The sequence below is a fragment of the Nocardia sp. CA-145437 genome, from assembly GCF_050956485.1.
Taxonomy (GTDB): Bacteria; Actinomycetota; Actinomycetes; order Mycobacteriales; family Mycobacteriaceae; genus Nocardia.
In genome coordinates this window covers 6,412,971-6,430,053 of record NZ_CP191204.1, presented here as the reverse complement: position 1 = coordinate 6,430,053, position 17,083 = coordinate 6,412,971, and the positions used below count along the sequence as shown (strand labels likewise).

At 70.0% G+C, this 17,083-nt stretch carries 16 protein-coding genes and 1 tRNA gene; 8 read left to right on the top strand and 9 right to left on the bottom strand.

The features are described 5' to 3' along the window. Position 1 precedes the first annotated feature (1 nt). The 6 genes from ACQPYY_RS29945 (at position 2) to ACQPYY_RS29920 (ending at position 5,132) form a co-directional block, all read left to right on the top strand. Positions 2–916 carry an SDR family NAD(P)-dependent oxidoreductase gene (locus tag ACQPYY_RS29945; RefSeq protein WP_433591849.1) on the top strand — a complete coding sequence of 305 codons (915 nt, stop codon included), beginning with the start codon at positions 2–4 and terminating at the stop codon, positions 914–916. A gap of 13 nt (positions 917–929) precedes the next feature. Next, complete coding sequence (locus ACQPYY_RS29940; protein ID WP_433591848.1) at positions 930–1,631, top strand: TetR/AcrR family transcriptional regulator; 702 nt, start codon at positions 930–932, stop codon at positions 1,629–1,631. A gap of 221 nt (positions 1,632–1,852) precedes the next feature. Continuing rightward, the gene (locus ACQPYY_RS29935) at positions 1,853–2,341 is read left to right on the top strand and encodes a carboxymuconolactone decarboxylase family protein (RefSeq protein WP_379092799.1); all 489 of its coding nucleotides are present in this window, start codon (positions 1,853–1,855) and stop codon (positions 2,339–2,341) included. Between the two features lie 84 nt (positions 2,342–2,425). After that, on the top strand, positions 2,426–3,997 hold the full coding sequence (locus tag ACQPYY_RS29930) for an HD domain-containing phosphohydrolase (protein ID WP_433591847.1): 1,572 nt from the start codon (positions 2,426–2,428) through the stop codon (positions 3,995–3,997). Between the two features lie 44 nt (positions 3,998–4,041). Then, entirely contained in the window at positions 4,042–4,407 is a 366-nt protein-coding gene (locus ACQPYY_RS29925) for a peroxiredoxin (RefSeq protein WP_433594765.1), read from the top strand. A 20-nt stretch (positions 4,408–4,427) separates the two neighbouring features. Next, entirely contained in the window at positions 4,428–5,132 is a 705-nt protein-coding gene (locus tag ACQPYY_RS29920; RefSeq protein WP_433591846.1) for a hypothetical protein, read from the top strand. A 4-nt stretch (positions 5,133–5,136) separates the two neighbouring features. Here the strand turns inward: ACQPYY_RS29920 and ACQPYY_RS29915 are convergent, their stop codons facing one another. After that, a complete protein-coding gene (locus ACQPYY_RS29915; protein WP_379092808.1) occupies positions 5,137–5,568 on the bottom strand; it encodes a hypothetical protein in 432 nt (143 codons plus the stop codon). A 188-nt stretch (positions 5,569–5,756) separates the two neighbouring features. Beyond that, positions 5,757–6,185: a hypothetical protein gene (locus ACQPYY_RS29910; protein ID WP_433591845.1), complete on the bottom strand. Its 429-nt coding sequence runs from the start codon at positions 6,183–6,185 to the stop codon at positions 5,757–5,759. Positions 6,186–6,315: 130 nt separating this feature from the next. Between ACQPYY_RS29910 and ACQPYY_RS29905 the strand changes: the two genes are divergently transcribed. Both ACQPYY_RS29905 and ACQPYY_RS29900 read left to right on the top strand, forming a co-directional pair. Then, on the top strand, positions 6,316–9,030 hold the full coding sequence (locus ACQPYY_RS29905; protein WP_433591844.1) for an ATP-binding protein: 2,715 nt from the start codon (positions 6,316–6,318) through the stop codon (positions 9,028–9,030). A gap of 87 nt (positions 9,031–9,117) precedes the next feature. Beyond that, positions 9,118–10,155 carry an alpha/beta fold hydrolase gene (locus ACQPYY_RS29900; RefSeq protein ID WP_433591843.1) on the top strand — a complete coding sequence of 346 codons (1,038 nt, stop codon included), beginning with the start codon at positions 9,118–9,120 and terminating at the stop codon, positions 10,153–10,155. A gap of 63 nt (positions 10,156–10,218) precedes the next feature. Here the strand turns inward: ACQPYY_RS29900 and ACQPYY_RS29895 are convergent, their stop codons facing one another. From ACQPYY_RS29895 to ACQPYY_RS29865, 7 genes are all read right to left on the bottom strand, one after another. Continuing rightward, positions 10,219–11,814, bottom strand: a complete 1,596-nt coding sequence (locus tag ACQPYY_RS29895) for an ABC-F family ATP-binding cassette domain-containing protein (RefSeq protein WP_433591842.1) — start codon at positions 11,812–11,814, stop codon at positions 10,219–10,221. 192 nt (positions 11,815–12,006) lie between these two features. After that, positions 12,007–13,449, bottom strand: coding sequence for an aldehyde dehydrogenase (locus tag ACQPYY_RS29890; protein ID WP_433591841.1), 1,443 nt, complete (start codon positions 13,447–13,449; stop codon positions 12,007–12,009). Between the two features lie 149 nt (positions 13,450–13,598). Next, complete coding sequence (locus ACQPYY_RS29885; protein ID WP_433591840.1) at positions 13,599–15,056, bottom strand: dihydrolipoyl dehydrogenase family protein; 1,458 nt, start codon at positions 15,054–15,056, stop codon at positions 13,599–13,601. 19 nt (positions 15,057–15,075) lie between these two features. After that, positions 15,076–15,318, bottom strand: a complete 243-nt coding sequence (locus ACQPYY_RS29880; protein ID WP_433591839.1) for a VOC family protein — start codon at positions 15,316–15,318, stop codon at positions 15,076–15,078. Positions 15,319–15,354: 36 nt separating this feature from the next. Beyond that, positions 15,355–16,206, bottom strand: coding sequence for an alpha/beta fold hydrolase (locus tag ACQPYY_RS29875; protein WP_433591838.1), 852 nt, complete (start codon positions 16,204–16,206; stop codon positions 15,355–15,357). A 196-nt stretch (positions 16,207–16,402) separates the two neighbouring features. Beyond that, the gene (locus ACQPYY_RS29870; protein WP_433591837.1) at positions 16,403–16,765 is read right to left on the bottom strand and encodes a hypothetical protein; all 363 of its coding nucleotides are present in this window, start codon (positions 16,763–16,765) and stop codon (positions 16,403–16,405) included. A gap of 213 nt (positions 16,766–16,978) precedes the next feature. After that, positions 16,979–17,051 (bottom strand) — tRNA-Ala (locus tag ACQPYY_RS29865). Positions 17,052–17,083 lie beyond the last annotated feature (32 nt).

Below are 17,083 nucleotides of genomic sequence, written 5' to 3'. Positions count from 1 at the left end.
CATGCTGACACCGAGCTTCGAGAGCGGTCTGCTGGACGGGCAGGTCGCGATCGTCACCGGTGGTTCCCGCGGAATCGGCGGCGCCACTTCGACATTGCTCGCGGCCAATGGGGCCAAGGTCGTCATCGCCGATGTGGACAAGGACAAGGCGGACGAGGCGGTGACCGCGATCAACGACGCCTACGGCGCGGGGTCGGCCGGCGCCTTCGTCGCAGACCTGGTGGCGCCGGGTGCGTGCGATGACCTGGTCGCCCACGCGATCGCCGAGTACGGCGCCCTCGACATCGTGGTCAACAATGCCGGATACGCGTGGGACGCCCGCGTGCACGCCATGACCGACGACCAGTTCCAGGCCATGCTCGACATCCACCTGATGGTGCCGTTCCGCCTGGCCCGGGCCTGCGCGCCGGTATTCCGCGCGGCCGACCGGGCCGACGCCGCCGAGGGGATCACGCGGCACCGCAAGACGGTGATGGTGTCCTCCATGGCCGGGCTGCTCGGGCTCGACGGCGCGGCCAACTACGCCTCGGCCAAGGCCGGTGTGCTCGGGCTGGCCCGCACCCTGGCCCAGGAGTGGGGGTCGATGCACGTGAACGTCAACGCGGTGGCGTTCGGGATCATCCAAACCCGTTTCGGGCAGCCGCAATCCGATCGCGAGGTCATCAACACCGGTGGCCGCGAGATCCGGGTCGGCATGCCCGCCAAGCAGGCGCGGCGGATGGGCATCACCGTGGATCCCGATGTCCCGCTCACCGATGCCGAGATCTACGCGGCGCGGCCGATGCCGTTCGTCTCGCTGGGCCGCACCGGCACCGTCGGGGAGGCGGCCGATGTCATCTTCTGGCTGTGCTCGCCGCTGTCGAACTACGTGACCGGGCAAGTGGTGCCCGTCAACGGTGGTTCACGACTGGGCTAGTTAGGGTTGCGCCATGGCGGGTCGCGCGGAGAGGTCCATGGCGGAGGCCACCGAGCAGTCGGTGGCGCGGGCGGCGAAGGGGAGCGACGCGGCCCCGCCCCCACGCCGCACCCAACGGGAACGGGCTGCTCAGGCCGGTCAGGCGCTGCTGGACGCGGCCGAGTCGCTGTTCTCCGAACGCGGTGTCGACCAGACGTCGCTCGCCGATGTCGGGCAACTCGCGGGCTACAGCCGCGGATTGGCCAACCATCACTTCGGCACCAAGGCGGCCCTGGTCGATCAACTCGCCCAGCGCATCCAGGCGCAGTTCGTCGGCGAGGCCGGTGTGGCCGAGCTCGAGGAGCCCGGATTCGATGCCGTCGCGGTGCTGTCGCGGCTGGCCGAGGACTACCTGACGGCCATGATCGGATACCCCCGGACCAGCCGCGCCTTCTTCGTGATGTGGGGCGCCGCAATGCCTTCCGAGGCGGCGCTGCGCCCGGTGTTCGCCACCGACGACGAACGCTTCCGGCACGGCGTCGAGCAGTTGCTGCGCGCCGGACAGCGCAATGGATCCGTGTCCGCCGACGTCGATCCGGCGTCCACCGCGACGGTGCTGACCGGCATGTTGCGCGGCGTGGCGGCCCAGTATCAGATCGCTCCCGACGCCGTGGATCTGCCCGCCGCCATCCGATCCTGCCAGCGATTCCTTGAGCGAGGACTTGCCACCGGATAGCTACGCCAACGACAAGACGGTGTACTTCGACATCATTCATACCCCCACCACCCACCCGGAACCGAAGTAACCGCGCGTCCCAGCGCCCGCGTCATCCCCGGATGGCGCGGGCGTCTTCTGTTTCGGCCGTGGCCCACCTCACAGGCTGGACGCTGTCACGCGGACGCGTTCTCCGGCGTCTTGTGGTCGTCCAATTCATCACCGCACGTGAGGATCACATGATGGAACCCCGAATCGACCTGAACACCAACGCGGTCGGCGCCAAGCTCGGCAAGCGGTTCGCCGGTGTCGGCCTGGCGATCACCCAGTCGGGCCTGCCGAAATCATTGATGGAGCTGGTGGAGTTGCGGGCCAGCCAGATCAACGGCTGCGGCTTCTGCGTCGACGGCCACACCAAGGAACTGGCCGCCGCGGGCGAATCCGCGACCCGCGTCAACCTGGTCGCCGTCTGGCGCGAATCGACCGTTTTCACCGAGCCCGAGCAGGCCGCCCTGGCCCTCACAGAGGAGGGCACCCGCCTCGCCGACACCGGTCACGGCGTCTCCGACGAGACGTGGGCGCTGGTCCGCAAACACTACGACGAGGACCAGGCCGCGGCGCTCGTCTACGTCATCGCGCTGATCAACGCGGCCAACCGGCTGGCGGTCATCACGAAGACCAAGGGCGGCTCCTACCAGGCGGGCACCTTCGAGGCGATCGCCGCCGACTGACGGGCACGCCCCGGTCCGGCCCGTCGGTCCAGGCCGCGGGCCGATCCGAGATCGAACGGCGCGGCGCGCGCCTATGCTCGCAGCATGGCGCGTGACGCTCGGGAGACGGGTGTTTCGCTGGCGGCACTGCTGGCAGCGTTCTCGTTCGCGATGGATCTCGGCCTGGGCCAGCCGATGGCGCACGTCCTGCGGTCCTGGCGGCTCGCCACGCGACTGGGGGAGCGGGTCGGGCTGACCGAGGGGGAGCGGTCCGACCTGTACTACACCGCGGTCCTGGCCTGGGCCGGATGTGTGGCCGACGCGCCCGAGGTTTCGGCGTGGTTCGGGGACGATATCGCGTTCCGGGCCGACAGCTACGGGACCGACCTGCGGGGGCTCGGCGGAGCGCGGTTCTTCCTCTCGCACGCGGGGGCTTCGGGGCCGTTCGCGCAGCGGGTGCGGAAGACGGTGGCGATCGCGGCGAAGGGCGGGCGCGATATCGAGCGCGGGCTCATGTCGCACTGCCTCACCACGTCGACCATGGCCGACCGGCTCGGGCTGGCCCCCGCGGTCGGGGATTCGCTGCGGCAGTTCTTCGCGCGGTGGGACGGCAAGGGCGTGCCGGTCGGTGTCGGCGGGGATCGAATCGGGTTGGGGATGCGTCTGTTCCATCTCGCCGACGTGGCCGAGGTGTTGCATCGGACTGCCGGAATCGAGGCCGCCGTCGAGGTCGCCCGGGCTCGGCGGGGCACCCAGTTCGATCCGGCCGTGGTGGACGAATTCTGTGCCTCGGCGCGGGACCTGCTGGCCGACAATGATTCCGATCCGGACTACGGGGAGCTCATCGCCGCCGATCCCGCGTTGCGCCGCAATCTAACCGGCGCCGAACTGGATACGGCCCTCGAGGTGATCGCCGACTTCACCGATCTGCGCTCGCCCTATCGGGCGGGCCACTCGCGCGGCGTGGCCGATCTCGCGGCCCGGGCCGGGGCCGCCGCCGGGCTCGCCGAACCCGATGTCACGGTGCTGCGTCGCGCCGCCCTGCTCCACGACATCGGGTTGCACGGTGTTCCCGCAACGATTCTCGACAAGCCCGGCCCCTTGAGTGTCACCGAGTTGGAGCGGCTGCGCATGAACTCGTACTACACCGAACGGGTCCTCGCCCGCCCCGCCGGACTGGCCCGGATCGGCGCCATCGCCGCCATGGCCTACGAGCGACTCGACGGCTCGGGCGCGCATCGCGGCCTGACCGGCCCGTCGATTCCGGTCTCGGCGCGGCTGCTGGCCGCCGCCGACACCTATCGCGCGATGAGCGAACCGCGCGCGTACCGGGAGGCTCTGCCGCCCAAGCGGATTCTCGCCGAACTCCGCTCCGAGATGCGCCGCGGACGGCTCGACGCGGGCGCGGTCGACGCCGTCCTCGCGGCGGCGGGACAGCCCCGTCAGCGCCGCCGCACCGGTCCGGACGGCCTCACCCCGCGGGAACTCGAGGTCCTGGCCCTCATCGCGCGCGGCGCGTCCACCCGCCAGGTCGCCCGCACCCTGGGCATCGCCCCGAAAACGGCGGGCACCCACATCGAACGCATCTACACCAAGACCGGTTCGTCGACCCGCTCGACGGTCACCCTCTACGCCGTCCAGCACGGTCTGCTCGACACACTGGCCACCGATTCGTAGGGAGAACGCCCGACGACACCCGGATTCGCCGCGCCTACCGTCGAATCATGTCGAAAGCCGTGATCAGCCTGACCACCGGGCTCGAAGACCCCGAGAAGGTCACCGTCGCGTTCCTGGTAGCCGTGGGCGCCGCCGAAACCGGGCGCGAGACCCTGATGTTCCTCACCAAGGAGGCGGTCCGGCTCGCGCTGGCCGACACCGCGGTCGGCGTCGCCTGCGACGGCTGCCCGCCCCTCCAGGAGCTGTGCAAACGCTACGAGGCGGCCGGCGGCCGCTACTTCGTGTGCCCGATCTGCTTCAACGCGAAGCAACTCGAGGCCGGCAACCTGGTCGGCAATGCCGAGCTGCAGGGCACCATTCCGATGTGGCAGTGGATCGGCGACGACCCGGCCACCACCTTCAGCTACTGACTCCCACCGGAGGTGACCCCATGCTCGATCTGGCCTCCCGGCTCACCGGCCTCCCCGAACACCGCGGCCAGGCGCCCTGGCCCGGCCACGAATACGTCAAGGGCTGGGGCGTTTTCGGCCTCCCCTTCGACAGCGGCCATGTGCTGGCGCTCCGCGTCTTCCCCGAAAACGATTTCGGCCCTTACAGAACCGTCTGGCATCGGGACCCCGAAGGCCGCTGGTCGATCTTCGTGGACGGCGAACGCCTGGATCACGCGTGCCCGCGTTACTACGGCCCCGCCTGCGACCACACCGGTTTCGCGTCGGTCAGCGCCGAATGGACGGGCCCGACGTCCCTGCACGTCACCGTCGACAAGCCCGCCCTGGATTGGACGCTGACCGTGACGGAAACCCCGGCCCTTCGCGCCCTCAACGCCGTCGGCGGCCACCTGCCACTCGCCACCTGGCGCTCCCGCACCCTCGTCCGCTCACGCGAAATGATGGCCACGGCACTGGGTCTGGGTCATCTGCAGATGGCGGGAACCATGCCCAGCGGACACACCGGCCTCCTCATGCCCGAACGCATGTACCTGGTCACCGACTCGACCGCGGTCCTCGACGGTCACGACCTCGGTCGCCCCGCCCACCTGGACGCCAACCCCCGGATCGGCGACGTCACCCTGCCCGCCCGCGGTGTGGTGGCGATCGGTCAGGCGATGTGGCAGATCCGGGACGACGTGGACTGACGCGTCAGCGCACGCTGGGCTCCACCCAGCGGCGCAGCGCGTCGATGGTGGTCTCCGGTGACGTGTTGAAGCAGAATCGAATTCCGGGAACCTCGTCCGCCAGCGTGTTGACCAGCCGCTCGAACAGCAGGGTGTGCTCGCCGGCCATCCGGACGCCCGCGCCGATCATGGCGGCCCGGAACGTCTGCCCCGCAATGCGTTCGCGCAGTGCCGCTTCCGCCGCATCGGGGTCGGCGGGCAGCTGACACGACACCAGATCGAACCCGGCCTCGCGCAAGGCGGCCTCGCCGGCCGTGATGCGCGCGGTCAGAATCTCCTCGGTCAACTGGGGGTAGTTGCTGTAATCCACAGCGCTGGGATGCAATCCGACCGACAGCACGGTCGAGCCGTTCGGGTTCTGCTGGTTCACGAGGTCCTCCGAGCCGGTTGTCGTCATGGACGGTACAAGCGCGCGATGCCGCCCGATCTTCCCGAACCGACAACCGGATCCGGACTAGCCGAGGAGGTCTCGCACCGACGGCCCGCGACCGTGCAGCACGGCGGTCTCGGACCAGAGCAGCATCGCGACCGGTCCGCAGACGAATAGGTCGGCGATCAAATGCTGGTGGGGCTGCGATGCGGACATCACGCGGCCCGCAGCGGTGTCGCGAAGGACTTGCGGAGCGAGGACGGGCCGATGAGGGGCAGCAGCGCGGCGAGGATCTTGCCTTTGAACGCCTGCGGGCTGCGGGTCAGCTCGACGTCCACCCGGCTGCCGGGCAGGTCGGGGGTGATGCGGAAGACCCAGCCGCCGCCCGCGCCGAAGAGTTTGGAATCGAGGGTGGTGATCGTGACGGTGTCGCCGGACGGGTCCCAGTCGTAGCGGGCGCGCTCCCAGGCGGCGGCGGTGCCCTCGGTGACCTCGGCCCAATTGTCGCCGCGAGCGTGGACGGCGAAGTGTTCGGCGTCGATGCTGGGCCAGGCGTCGGGGCGGGTCGGGCCGAAGTCGGTCAGCACGTGCATGACCTCGGCGGGGGACAGAGTGGACATCAGGTGGAATCGAACGGTAGCCATGGAAATACCTTCGCGGTCACGGCCGGGTCGCCGAATCTGTCAGATGACGCTGTCTTGACGTAATCGACGGTGGGTAGGGTCGCGGCGGGACCCACATCTTCCGTGCGGGCCCGGAGGAGGGTTCCGCACCATGCCGTTGTTCGGACGCGACACCGAACTGAAAGACCTGTCCGCCCTGGTGGACGGACCCGGCGAGCGCAGCGGCATCCTGATCGAGGGCGAGCCCGGCATCGGGAAGTCGACACTGGTCGAGCAAACCGTCGCCGCCGCCTCCGCCGCCGGTCACCGCGTGCTCCGAACCGCGGGCGTGGAAGCCGAACGCAATCTCGTCTACGCCGGGCTGCAACGGCTCCTGTATCCGCTGCGCCGCGAGTTCGGCGCCCTGCCCGCCCGGCAATTCGAGGCGCTGACAACCGCTCTGGGCATGTCGGAGAGCACCGACGAGCCGAGCATCCACCTGGTCGGGCTCGCCGCCCTGACCCTGCTCGCCGATTCGGCGGCCGAGCGCGCGGTGCTGGTCGTCGCCGAGGACGTGCACTGGCTCGACCTGGCCAGCGCCGAGGTGCTGGCCTTCGTCGCGCGCCGCATCGACTCCGAACCCGTTGCGCTGCTGGCGACCCGGCGCGACGGCGCGGCCTCGCCGTTGAGCGCCGCCGGGTTGACCGTCATGCGGCTCGGACCGCTGCCTGGCGATGACGCGAACGCGCTGCTCGACGCCATCGCACCGGATCTGCCCGCGCAGGTCCGGCGTCGCGTGCTGGCCGAATCGCACGGCAACCCGCTCGCCCTGACCGAGCTACCCACGACCGCAATGGATCTCACCGAGAGCGCCTCGGCTCTGCCGTTGACCGAGCGTCTGGAACAGGCCTTCTCGGCCCGGAGCGCCGCCCTGCCCGGCCCGACCCGCTCGGTCCTGCTCGTCGCCGCCCTGAACGACGGCGACGCGGTCGCCGAAACCCTGACCGCCGCCGGGATTCTCCTGGATTCCGCCGCCACCGCCGAGGATCTCGCCCCGGCGGTCGCGGCCCGGCTGGTCGACATCGGTTCCGGCACGGTCACTTTCCGCCATCCCCTGGTGCGGTCGGCCCTGGTGGCCGCGGCGACCGGCGCGGAACGCCGCCGCGCCCACCTGGCCCTCGCCGACGTGCTCGCCGAGTCGCCGGAGCGTCAGGTGTGGCATCGGGCGGCGGGCACGGCCGGCGCCGACGAGGACGTCGCCGCCGCGCTCGAAGCCGCCGCCGAACGGTCCCGGCACCGCGGCGGCGCGGTCGCCGCCATGGAACACGCCGCGGCTCTCACCGTCACCCCCGGCCGCCGCGCGGACCGCCTGCTGCGCGCCGCCGAACTGGCCGTCGACGCCGGTCGCCGCGACACCGTCGAACGGCTGGTGGACGCCGCGCGCATGCTGCCCCTCACGGCCGGACAGCAGGCCACCGCGGCCTGGCTGCTCAGCGGTTTCGAGGACGGCATGCGCGAAAGCCACACGCGCATCGGTGAACTGGCCGTGCTGGCGGCCGACGTCGCCGCCGACGGCTACCCGGATCCGGCGCTGCGGATCCTGTGGGCGGCGGCGGCCCGCTGCTTCTGGTCCGAACCCGGGCCCGACACCCGGCGCGCGGTGCTCGCGGTCGCCGACACCTTCGCCATTCCCGACGGCGATCCGGCCAAGCTGGCGATCGACTCGATTGTGGCCCCGTTCGAGCGGGGCGACGAGGTCCTCGGCCACCTGCGCACGCTGGCGGCCACCTCCGGTCGCGACACCGAGGTCGACCACTTTCTCAGCAGCGCCGCCTACCAGGTCGGCGCGTTCGATCTGGCGGCCCAGTTCGCCGCGGCCTCCGCACCCGGATTCCGTTCCGCCGGACGGCTGGGGCTGCTGACCCGGGCGCTCGCGATCCAGGCGTGGAGCCTGGCCCGGCTCGGCGATATCGCCACCGCCGCACCCATCGCGGCCGAGGCGGCGGCGTTCGCGCTCGAGACCGAGCAGCCGTTCATGCATGCGGTGATCGTGTCGGTACAGGCCGAAATCGCCGCGCTGCGTGGCGATTACACGCACGCCACCACCCTGGCGGCGGACGCCGAACGCACCGGACTGGCCGCGGGAGCCCGGCCTGTGCTCGCCACCGTGCAGCTCACCCGGGGGCTCACCGCGCTCGGGGAAGGCCGATTCGACGACGCTTTCACCGACCTGGCCCGCATCCACGATCCGCGCGATCCCTCGCATTCGCCGGCGCTGGCCGCGTACTTCCTCACCGAACTCGCCGAGGCCGCCGTCCGCGCCGGTCGGACCGACGCCATGACGGACCTGCTGCGTGGTCTCGAAGCGGCCGCCGCGTCCACGCCGTCACCGGCCCTGCACATCGGCCTGCGCTACGCCCGAGCGGTGCTCGCCGGCGACAAGGCCGCCGAGGCGTTCGCCGCCGCCCTGGCCGCGGATCTGACCGGCTGGCCGGCCGAACGCGGTCGCCTGCACCTGGCCTACGGCGAATGGCTGCGGCGGCAGCGCCGCGTGGTCGAGTCCCGCACCCACTTGCGCACGGCCCGTGAGATCTTCGATGCGCTCGGCTTCACCGCGTGGAGCGAACGGGCCCGCCTGGAACTGCGCAGCGCCGGTGAATCGAGCCCGAACCGCGACCCCGATGCCCGCGAGCGGCTCACGCCGCACGAACTGAGCATCGCGCAACTCGCGGCGCAGGGCCTGACCAACCGGGAGATCGGGCAGCGGCTCTACCTGTCGCACCGGACCGTCAGCACCCACCTGCACCGGATCTTCCCGAAGCTGGGCATCAGTTCGCGCGGGGATCTCGCGGCCCTGCTCCCCACCCTGGACGACACGGCCGGATGATCGGCCGGTCGCCGACGCGACCGATCGACACCGATTACGTCATCCGACGCACGCGGCGGCCCGGGTCCGCTGCCTAGCGTCGAAGGCATGAACTTCGACCGACGACGCCTCCTCGGCGCCACGCTGGCGGCGGGCCTGGCCGCGGCCACCCTCACCGCCTGCGCCACCGACTCCACCACCCCCGCGCCGGCTCCCGCGAGCGTGAACCTGCGGGCCGGATCGGGCGCGCACACCAGCCTGGGCCCGATCAAGAAGATCGACGCGGGCGTGCTGAACGTCGCCTACGCCGAATTCGGTCCCGCCACCGGGCAGCCCGTGATCCTGCTGCACGGCTGGCCCTACGACGCCTACAGCTTCGCCGATGTCGGCCCGCTGCTGGCCGACGCCGGGTACCGGGTCCTGGTGCCCTTCCTGCGCGGCTACGGCGAAACCACCTTCCGGTCCCCGCAGACCGTGCGCAACGGGCAGCAGTCGGCCATCGCGCGCGACATCGTCGACTTCATGGACGCCCTGCACATCGACAAGGCCGTACTCGGCGGATTCGACTGGGGCGCACGCACGGTCGACGTCATCGCCGCACTGTGGCCGCAACGCGTCAAGGCCATGGTCGCGGTGAGCGGCTACCTGATCACCCAGCAGGCCGCCCAGCAGCAGCCCTTGCCGCCCGAAGCGGAGCTCGGCTGGTGGTACCAGTACTACTTCGCCACCGAACGCGGCCGCGTCGGCTACGACCGCAATCGCCACGACTTCAACAAGCTCATCTGGCAACGCGCCTCTCCCGCCTGGACTTTCGACGACGCCACCTACGACCGCAGCGCCACCGCCTTCGACAATCCCGATCACGTCGACGTCGTCATCTCCAACTACCGGTGGCGGCTGAGCCTGGCTCCCGGCGAACCGCAGTACGACGGCTACGAACAGCAGCTCGCCGCCGGGCCGGTCATCTCGGTGCCCGCGATCACCGTGAGCAGCGATTTCGACGGTGCGGCCAAGGACGGCAAGGGGTATCGCGGCAAGTTCACCGGCAAGTACGAGCACCGCGTCCTCGACGGGATCGGCCACAACGTCCCGCAGGAAGCGCCCCAGTCGTTCGCGCGGGCGATCATCGACGCCGACCATCTCTGACGGTGGCGGAAGGTTGTGTGGATCCGGCTCCGAGCACCCGAAGGCGCCCGGAGCCGGAGGCATTCACAGGGAGCCGCGCTGCTGGATGCGGCCGCCCGGTTCGAGTTCCACCACGGTGTCGACCCCGATCCCGCGCAGGAAGGGATAGTCGTGGCTGACCACCAGGATCGCGCCGCGATAGTCGGCCAGCGCCTCGGTCAGCTGCTCGACGCTGGTGATATCGAGATTGTTGGTCGGCTCGTCCAGAATCAGCAGCTGCGCCGGCGGATCGGCGAACAACAGGCGGGCCAGCGACACCCGGAAGCGTTCACCGCCCGACAGTGTCGAGACCGGACGTTCGACACTGCTGCCGCGTAACAGCAAGCGGGCCAGATGATTACGGATCACGGCCGGGGTTGCCGTGGGTGCCGCGGCGTGCACGTTGTCGAGCGCGCTGGCGTCCTCGTCGAGGTTGTCCAGACGCTGTGGCAGATACCCCACCCGATCGGTGAGCAGACTGCCGCGTTCCGGATCGCGGCCCGTGAGCAGGTTCTCGATCAGCGTCGATTTTCCGGAGCCATTGGGGCCGACCAGCGCGACGCGTTCCGGGCCCTGAATGATGACCCGCCGATCACCGTCACTCAGTTCCGCGATCCGGCGGCTGCGCGGCACATCCGGATCCGGGAGATCGAGGTGGATGTGCTCCTCACGGCGGACCCGGGCCGACGCGTCGTCCAGCAGCTGTTGCGCGGCTTGGAGTTTCGCGTCCAGTGTGGTGCGCATGGCGCCCGCCGAGCCCTGGGCCCGGCTGGCCCGGTTGCCCGCGAGAATCCGTGGAATCCCGCCGTCCCGCTGTGTCGCGCGGGCGGTGCGCTCGCGGCGGGCCAGCTTGGTCTCGGCCTCGATCCGCTGCCGCTTCTCGACCTTCACGGCCTGTTCGGCGGTGCGGGCGGCCTGGACTGCCGCGGCCTGCTCCTGCTCGACAGCCGCCTTCCAGGCGCTGTAGGGCCCGCCGAAGACCGCCAGTTCCGCGCCGCGCAGCTCCGCGGTGGCGTCCATCCGCTCGAGCAGTTCGAGATCGTGACTCACCACGATCAGGGTTCCGGACCAGGAATCCACGAATCCAGCCAGCTTGGAACGGGTTTCGCGATCGAGGTTGTTGGTCGGTTCGTCGAGCAGGGTGATGGGGGTGCGCTGAACCCGCAGGCCGGTGATCGCGACCAGGACGGCCTCGCCGCCCGAGATCTCGCCGACCCGTCTGTTCAGATCGGCTGCGCTGAAACCGATGTCGTGGAGAGCCTCGTCGGCGCGGGCTTCGATGTCCCAGTCGTCGCCGATCGTCTCGAAATGCTCGTCGCTCGTCTCGCCGGACTCGATCGCGCGCAACGCCGCGAGCTTGCGCGCGATACCGAGCAAGTGGGCGATCGTCGCCTCACGGCCGAGGGTGAGGCTCTGCGGGAGATACCCGACCGCGCCGGTGGTTTCGACCCGCCCCGCCGTCGGGGTCAGGCTTCCGGCGATCAGCCGCAACAGCGTTGATTTCCCCGCGCCGTTGCGGCCGACCACACCGGTGCGCCCGGTGCCGAGGGTGCCGCTGAGCCCGGACAGCGCGATGCTGCCGTCGGGCCATTCGAAGGACAGATTCCGCAGGGTGACGGCGGAAGGCATGGATGTGGACATGGGTTGTCGACTCTTTCCTGCTCGCGAACGAGCGGCCGGACGTGATTCGGGAACGTCTCGGAGCCGGGCGAAGGCCAAGGGCGCTCGGCCGATGGGGCCGAGCGACAGGTGTGTGAGAAAGCGCCGCCTTCGACCGGGCGGCTAGATTCTGTCGACTTCCTCGATGAGCACGGGACCACCCTAGCAGCGACGTCAGACGGTGATCGTCTGGAATTCGGTGTACTGGCCCAGGCCGACCGCGCCGTATTCGCGGCCGATCCCGCTGGCCTTGAAGCCGCCGAACGGGCCGTCGAAGCCGACCGGCGCGCCATTGACGGTGACGGTCCCGGTCCGGATTCGCCGGGCCACGGACAGCGCCGCGTCGACGTCCGCCGACCACACGCCTCCGGAGAGCCCGTAGTCGGAGTCATTGGCGATGCGGACGGCGTCGTCGAGGTCGTCGTAGGCGAGGACGACCAGCACCGGGCCGAAGATCTCCTCCCGGGCGATCCGCATGGACGGGGTCACATCGGCGAAAACCGTTGGCGTGACATAGAAGCCGTCCCGCAGGCCCGGCGGCAGCTGCGGGCCGCCGCAGACCAGGCGCGCGCCCTCGGCGATGCCGAGCTCGATGTAGTCGCGGACCCGCTGTTGCTGATCGCCGCGAACCATCGGGCCGATGAAGGTCGCCGGGTCGCGTGGGTCACCGACCGGCAGGGATGCCACCAGCCCCGCCAGCGCCTCGACCACCTCCTCGTAGCGGGAGCGCGGCGCGATGATGCGCGTCTGGGCGATACAGGATTCGCCATTGTTCAGCAGCGAACCGAACTTCAAGCCGTTCACGACCGCGGTCAGATCGGCATCGGGCAGGATCACCGCCGCCGACTTGCCGCCCAGTTCCAGGCTGACCCGTTTGAGCTGCTCGCCCGCGATGGCCGCGATCCGGCGACCGGCCCCGGTCGAGCCGGTGAACGCGATCTTGTCCACCCCGGGATGGGAGATCAGGTACTCGCTCGTTTCCCGTTCCGCAGGCAGCACACTGATCACACCGCCGGGCAGGCCGATGCGATCCACCAGCTCGGCCAGCAGGCCCATACTGAGCGAGTTCTCCGGAGAAACCTTGAGCACCACGGAGTTTCCGGTCAGCAGCGCGGGCAGGATCTTCGACGTGGCGGACGAGAAGGGGGAGTTCCACGGGATCACCGCCGCCACCACGCCGACCGGCTCGCGCCGAACCACGCTGCGCACCGGGGAATCCGGGTCCGATGGGGTGAGGGTGCGCTCCCAGTCGAAACTCTCGGCGGCGATCAGATAGGCGTTGGCCTGCCGGGTCAGCGCGGCCTGACCCGCCCGGGTGAACCACGCCGCGGAGCCGTTCTCGGCGGTGATGAGCTCGGCGATCCGGTCGGCCTGCTCCTCGCGCAGTTCGTTGAACCTGCGCAGCACCGTGATTCGTTCGCTCGGCGGAGTGTCGCGCCACTCCCCGCTGTCGAACGCGGTGCGCGCCGCCGCGACCGCGCGGTCCACGTCGGCGGGTTGCGCCTGTGCCGCCGCGCCGATGAGTGATCCGTCGTGCGGGGACAGGATCTCCAGCAGCGCCGGTTCGGCGGGTTCGGTCCAGGCGCCGCCGACATAGAGCCGGTCATAGGTGATCATCCGTGTGCTCCTGCGTCGAGGGCGGGGCGAAAGATGCTGGTCATGGTGGTGACGCTAGGAGCCGTCGGGTGCGGGCCGCGAGCGTCAAATGACGTACTCGCTGACGGTCACGCTCCCACTCCTCGAGCACGATGCGCGGCGCTCCCCGGTCAGGGCTTCGCGCGCTGATCCCGGTAGGTCTCCAGCAGTCGCAGCCATACCTCGCTGATGGTGGGGAACGACGGCACCGCATGCCAGAGGCGGTCCACGGTGATCTCGCCGGTGATGGCGATGGTCGCCGAATGCAGCAGCTCCGCCACGCCCGGCCCGGCGAAGGTGGCCCCGACGATCACCCGGCGCTCCGGGTCGATGAGGATGCGGGCCCGGCCGCGATACTCCGGATCGTGCTGGATCGCGCCCGCGACCCGGCCGATCTCGTAGTCGACGACATCCACCGTGCGGTCCAGCCGCGCCGCCTCCTCGGTGGTGAGGCCGACCGCGGCGATCTCCGGATCGGTGAACACCACCTGCGGCACCGCGACCAGATCGGCGGTCCCGGCGTGCGCGCCCCACGGTGAACGGTCCAGCTCCCGACCGGCCGCCCGGTCCGCGATGACCTGCCCCGCGATCCGCGCCTGATACTTGCCCTGATGGGTGAGCAGCGCCCGGTGGTTGACATCGCCTACGGCGTACAGCCATTCGCCGTCGACCGCGGTCACGGTGAACGCGTCATCGGTGGCGAGCCAGTCGCCGGAGTCCACACCGACTGTCTCCAAGCCGATATCGTCGGTGCGCGGCGCCCGGCCCGTCGCGAACAGCAGCTCGTCGACGACGATCCGCTCACCGCCGGACAGACCGAGGTGGATGCCGTCGTCGGGTCCACCCGCCCGTTCCGCGGTCACGATGCCCGACCCGAACCGCAGGTCGACACCCGCCGCCCGCAGCCGGTCGGCGACCAGGTCCGCGGCGAACCCCTCGACGCGGGTGAGCAGCCGCGGTTCCCGCGCGATGAGCACGACCTCGGACCCCAGAGCCCGCCACGCCGTGGCCATTTCGACGGCGACCACTCCCGCGCCCACGATGCCGAGCCGGCGCGGCGCCTCGCGGGCACTGGTGGCCTCACGACTGGTCCACGGCCGCAACGCGTCCAAGCCCGGCAGCGGCGGCAAGGCCGCCCGGGTGCCCGTGCACACCGCGACCGCGTGCCGGGCCCGCAATCGCACGGTGCCGCCGCCGGGAGTCTCGACCGTCACCTCCCGCACCCCGTCGAGCCGCCCGTGACCGCGCACCAATTCGATGCCGGCCGACTCGAGCCATTCGACCTGCCCCCGATCGTCCCAATCGGCCGCCATCCGGTCGCGATGCTTCAGGACCGCGTCGGCGTCGAGGGAACCGGTGACCGCGTTCGCGACGCCCGGGAACCGCGCGGCCTCGCCGTACAGCAACGCGGGCCGCAGCAGCGCCTTGCTGGGTTCGCAAGCCCAGTACGAACATTCGCCGCCGACCAGCTCGGATTCGACGATGACGGTGCGGAGTCCCGCGGCGGCGGTGCGGTCGGCGACATTCTCGCCGACCGGCCCCGCCCCGAGGACGATGACGTCGTAGATCTGGATGTTCTCGTCGGACATGATCTGCTTTCGGTCCGGGTCAGCGGCCGGGTGCGCGCTGAGTGATTTCCTGCAGGAACCAGCTGTTGCCGTCGGGGTCGTCGAACGCCGCGAAGGAACCGTAGCTGCGGCGCTCCGGGTGCGTGCCGGCGACGCGATCGGTGGTGCCGGCGTGATGGAAGACGCCGGTCGAGTCCCGGAAGCCGAGCCGATCCACATAGAACGCCTTGGCGCGGTCGACATCCGATACGGGCAGCACGACGACTTCGAGTTTCATATCCATGATCGTGTTCTCCTGTGGTGTAAGGATTGTCGAGGTTCAGTGCGCGGCCGCGGCGGCCTGCTCGATCACGTCCGCGACCACATCCGGATGCGACACGGCCACCGAATGCGACGCCTTCACCTCGGTGACCGTCGCGTGCGCCCGCTCGGCCATGAACCGCTGCGCCTGCACCGGGATATTCAGATCCTCGGTGGTGACGATGTCCCAGCTGGGCTTGTCCTGCCACCCCGCGACGGTGGCCCGCTCCTCCAACGCCGCCTGCGCGATCGGCCGCTGCGCCGCCGCCGCGAGAGCCGCCTCGCCCTCGGGGACATCGGCCGCGAACTGGGCCCGGAACTTGTCCTGCTGAATGTAGAGATCGGTTTGCGCGACCCCGTCGACACCGGTGTACGCCACCGGATTCAGCGTGCCCGGCAGCGTCGACCCCGGGAACTTGTTGGTCAGTTCGAGCGCGTTCTCACCGACCGCGGGCAGAAACGCGGCCACATAGACCAGCCCCTTCACCTTGTCGTTCCCCGCGGCCGCCGCACTGATGACGGACCCGCCGTAGGAATGCCCGACCAGAACGACGGGCCCATCGATCTTGCTGATCAACCCCCGCAGTGAAGCGGCATCATTCGCCGGGCCCCGCAGCGGATTGGCCGCCGCCACCACGGGATACCGATCCTTCCGCAGCTTCTCGATCACCGCGTTCCAACTCGACCCGTCGGCGAACGCCCCGTGCTCCAGCACGATGGTCGGCCGCGGCGCATCATCCACGGGCCCGGCCTTGGTGACGGCCTCCGCACTGCACGCGACAACCAGACCGCCTCCGGCCACCCCCGCCACGACCGCGGTGGCAACCCGCGCCGTCCGCCGCCGCAGCCATCCATATCCATTGCCGACCATGAGTTTTCATCCTCCGAAGCAGTGAGATCCAACAACGTGATCCCACTGTCGCCCTCCGGCCCCCACCGCCACATCCGTCAGCTGACGCTACCGGCGACGTACACCCTCGGTACGTCGTCAGTCGAGGTCGGCGATCTCGACGCTGAAACGACAACCGCCCGTGACCTCTGTCGAGGTCACGGGCGGTGACTGCGGACTAAGGGTGGTAGATCTCGACGTAGGCATTTGTCGCCACAGCGAAGACGCCGGGACCCATTCCGGTGCACCCTGCCGAGATGGTTTGACCGGACGGTGTGAAGGGATAGCTGAGCACCTTGTAGGGCCCGACGGCATACAGCGGGAACGGCCCGCTGGCGTAAAGGCCGACACAGTCGAGATGGAGCACATAGTTGCTGCCGCCATCCGCCCCGCAGACCGCGGACGCGTCGAACACCCCTCGCGTCACGCTGCAGTCCTGTGGCGCGGCCTGCGCGCTACCCGACCCGGCCACCGCCCCGAAGCCCAATCCCGAAACACTCATGGCCGCAACCGTCGCGGCGATACCCAATGACTTGCCCATGAATCCCCTCGGTTCGTATCGCATGAAGAGCCAGGAGCCGACTCCCGATCGGACTACCCAACTCGAGGAACCAAACACCCGACAAACCAGGCCGGACGTTCCGAAGCGTATCGGGCAGATGCCCAGTTTCGTTTCGGCAGACACCTTCCGAATCCGCGCCTCGCCGAACATGCAACAGAGCCGCAGGTCATCGACCTGCGGCTCTGTGTTCTGTGGAGCTAAGGGGAATCGAACCCCTGACCTTCTCGATGCGAACGAGACGCGCTACCAACTGCGCTATAGCCCCGCGTCGGATCTTCCGATCCGCGCTCGGAGAAC

What these genes read in the sequence shown, in the direction of transcription:
- ACQPYY_RS29945 (WP_433591849.1), top strand. Translation starts at nt 2, where the DNA reads ATGCTGACACCGAGCTTCGAGAGCGGTCTGCTGGACGGGCAGGTCGCG.
- ACQPYY_RS29940 (WP_433591848.1), top strand. Translation starts at nt 930, where the DNA reads ATGGCGGGTCGCGCGGAGAGGTCCATGGCGGAGGCCACCGAGCAGTCG.
- ACQPYY_RS29935 (WP_379092799.1), top strand. Translation starts at nt 1,853, where the DNA reads ATGGAACCCCGAATCGACCTGAACACCAACGCGGTCGGCGCCAAGCTC.
- ACQPYY_RS29930 (WP_433591847.1), top strand. Translation starts at nt 2,426, where the DNA reads ATGGCGCGTGACGCTCGGGAGACGGGTGTTTCGCTGGCGGCACTGCTG.
- ACQPYY_RS29920 (WP_433591846.1), top strand. Translation starts at nt 4,428, where the DNA reads ATGCTCGATCTGGCCTCCCGGCTCACCGGCCTCCCCGAACACCGCGGC.
- ACQPYY_RS29915 (WP_379092808.1), bottom strand. Translation starts at nt 5,568, where the DNA reads ATGACGACAACCGGCTCGGAGGACCTCGTGAACCAGCAGAACCCGAAC.
- ACQPYY_RS29910 (WP_433591845.1), bottom strand. Translation starts at nt 6,185, where the DNA reads ATGGCTACCGTTCGATTCCACCTGATGTCCACTCTGTCCCCCGCCGAG.
- ACQPYY_RS29905 (WP_433591844.1), top strand. Translation starts at nt 6,316, where the DNA reads ATGCCGTTGTTCGGACGCGACACCGAACTGAAAGACCTGTCCGCCCTG.
- ACQPYY_RS29900 (WP_433591843.1), top strand. Translation starts at nt 9,118, where the DNA reads ATGAACTTCGACCGACGACGCCTCCTCGGCGCCACGCTGGCGGCGGGC.
- ACQPYY_RS29895 (WP_433591842.1), bottom strand. Translation starts at nt 11,814, where the DNA reads ATGTCCACATCCATGCCTTCCGCCGTCACCCTGCGGAATCTGTCCTTC.
- ACQPYY_RS29890 (WP_433591841.1), bottom strand. Translation starts at nt 13,449, where the DNA reads ATGATCACCTATGACCGGCTCTATGTCGGCGGCGCCTGGACCGAACCC.
- ACQPYY_RS29885 (WP_433591840.1), bottom strand. Translation starts at nt 15,056, where the DNA reads ATGTCCGACGAGAACATCCAGATCTACGACGTCATCGTCCTCGGGGCG.
- ACQPYY_RS29880 (WP_433591839.1), bottom strand. Translation starts at nt 15,318, where the DNA reads ATGGATATGAAACTCGAAGTCGTCGTGCTGCCCGTATCGGATGTCGAC.
- ACQPYY_RS29875 (WP_433591838.1), bottom strand. Translation starts at nt 16,206, where the DNA reads ATGGTCGGCAATGGATATGGATGGCTGCGGCGGCGGACGGCGCGGGTT.
- ACQPYY_RS29870 (WP_433591837.1), bottom strand. Translation starts at nt 16,765, where the DNA reads ATGGGCAAGTCATTGGGTATCGCCGCGACGGTTGCGGCCATGAGTGTT.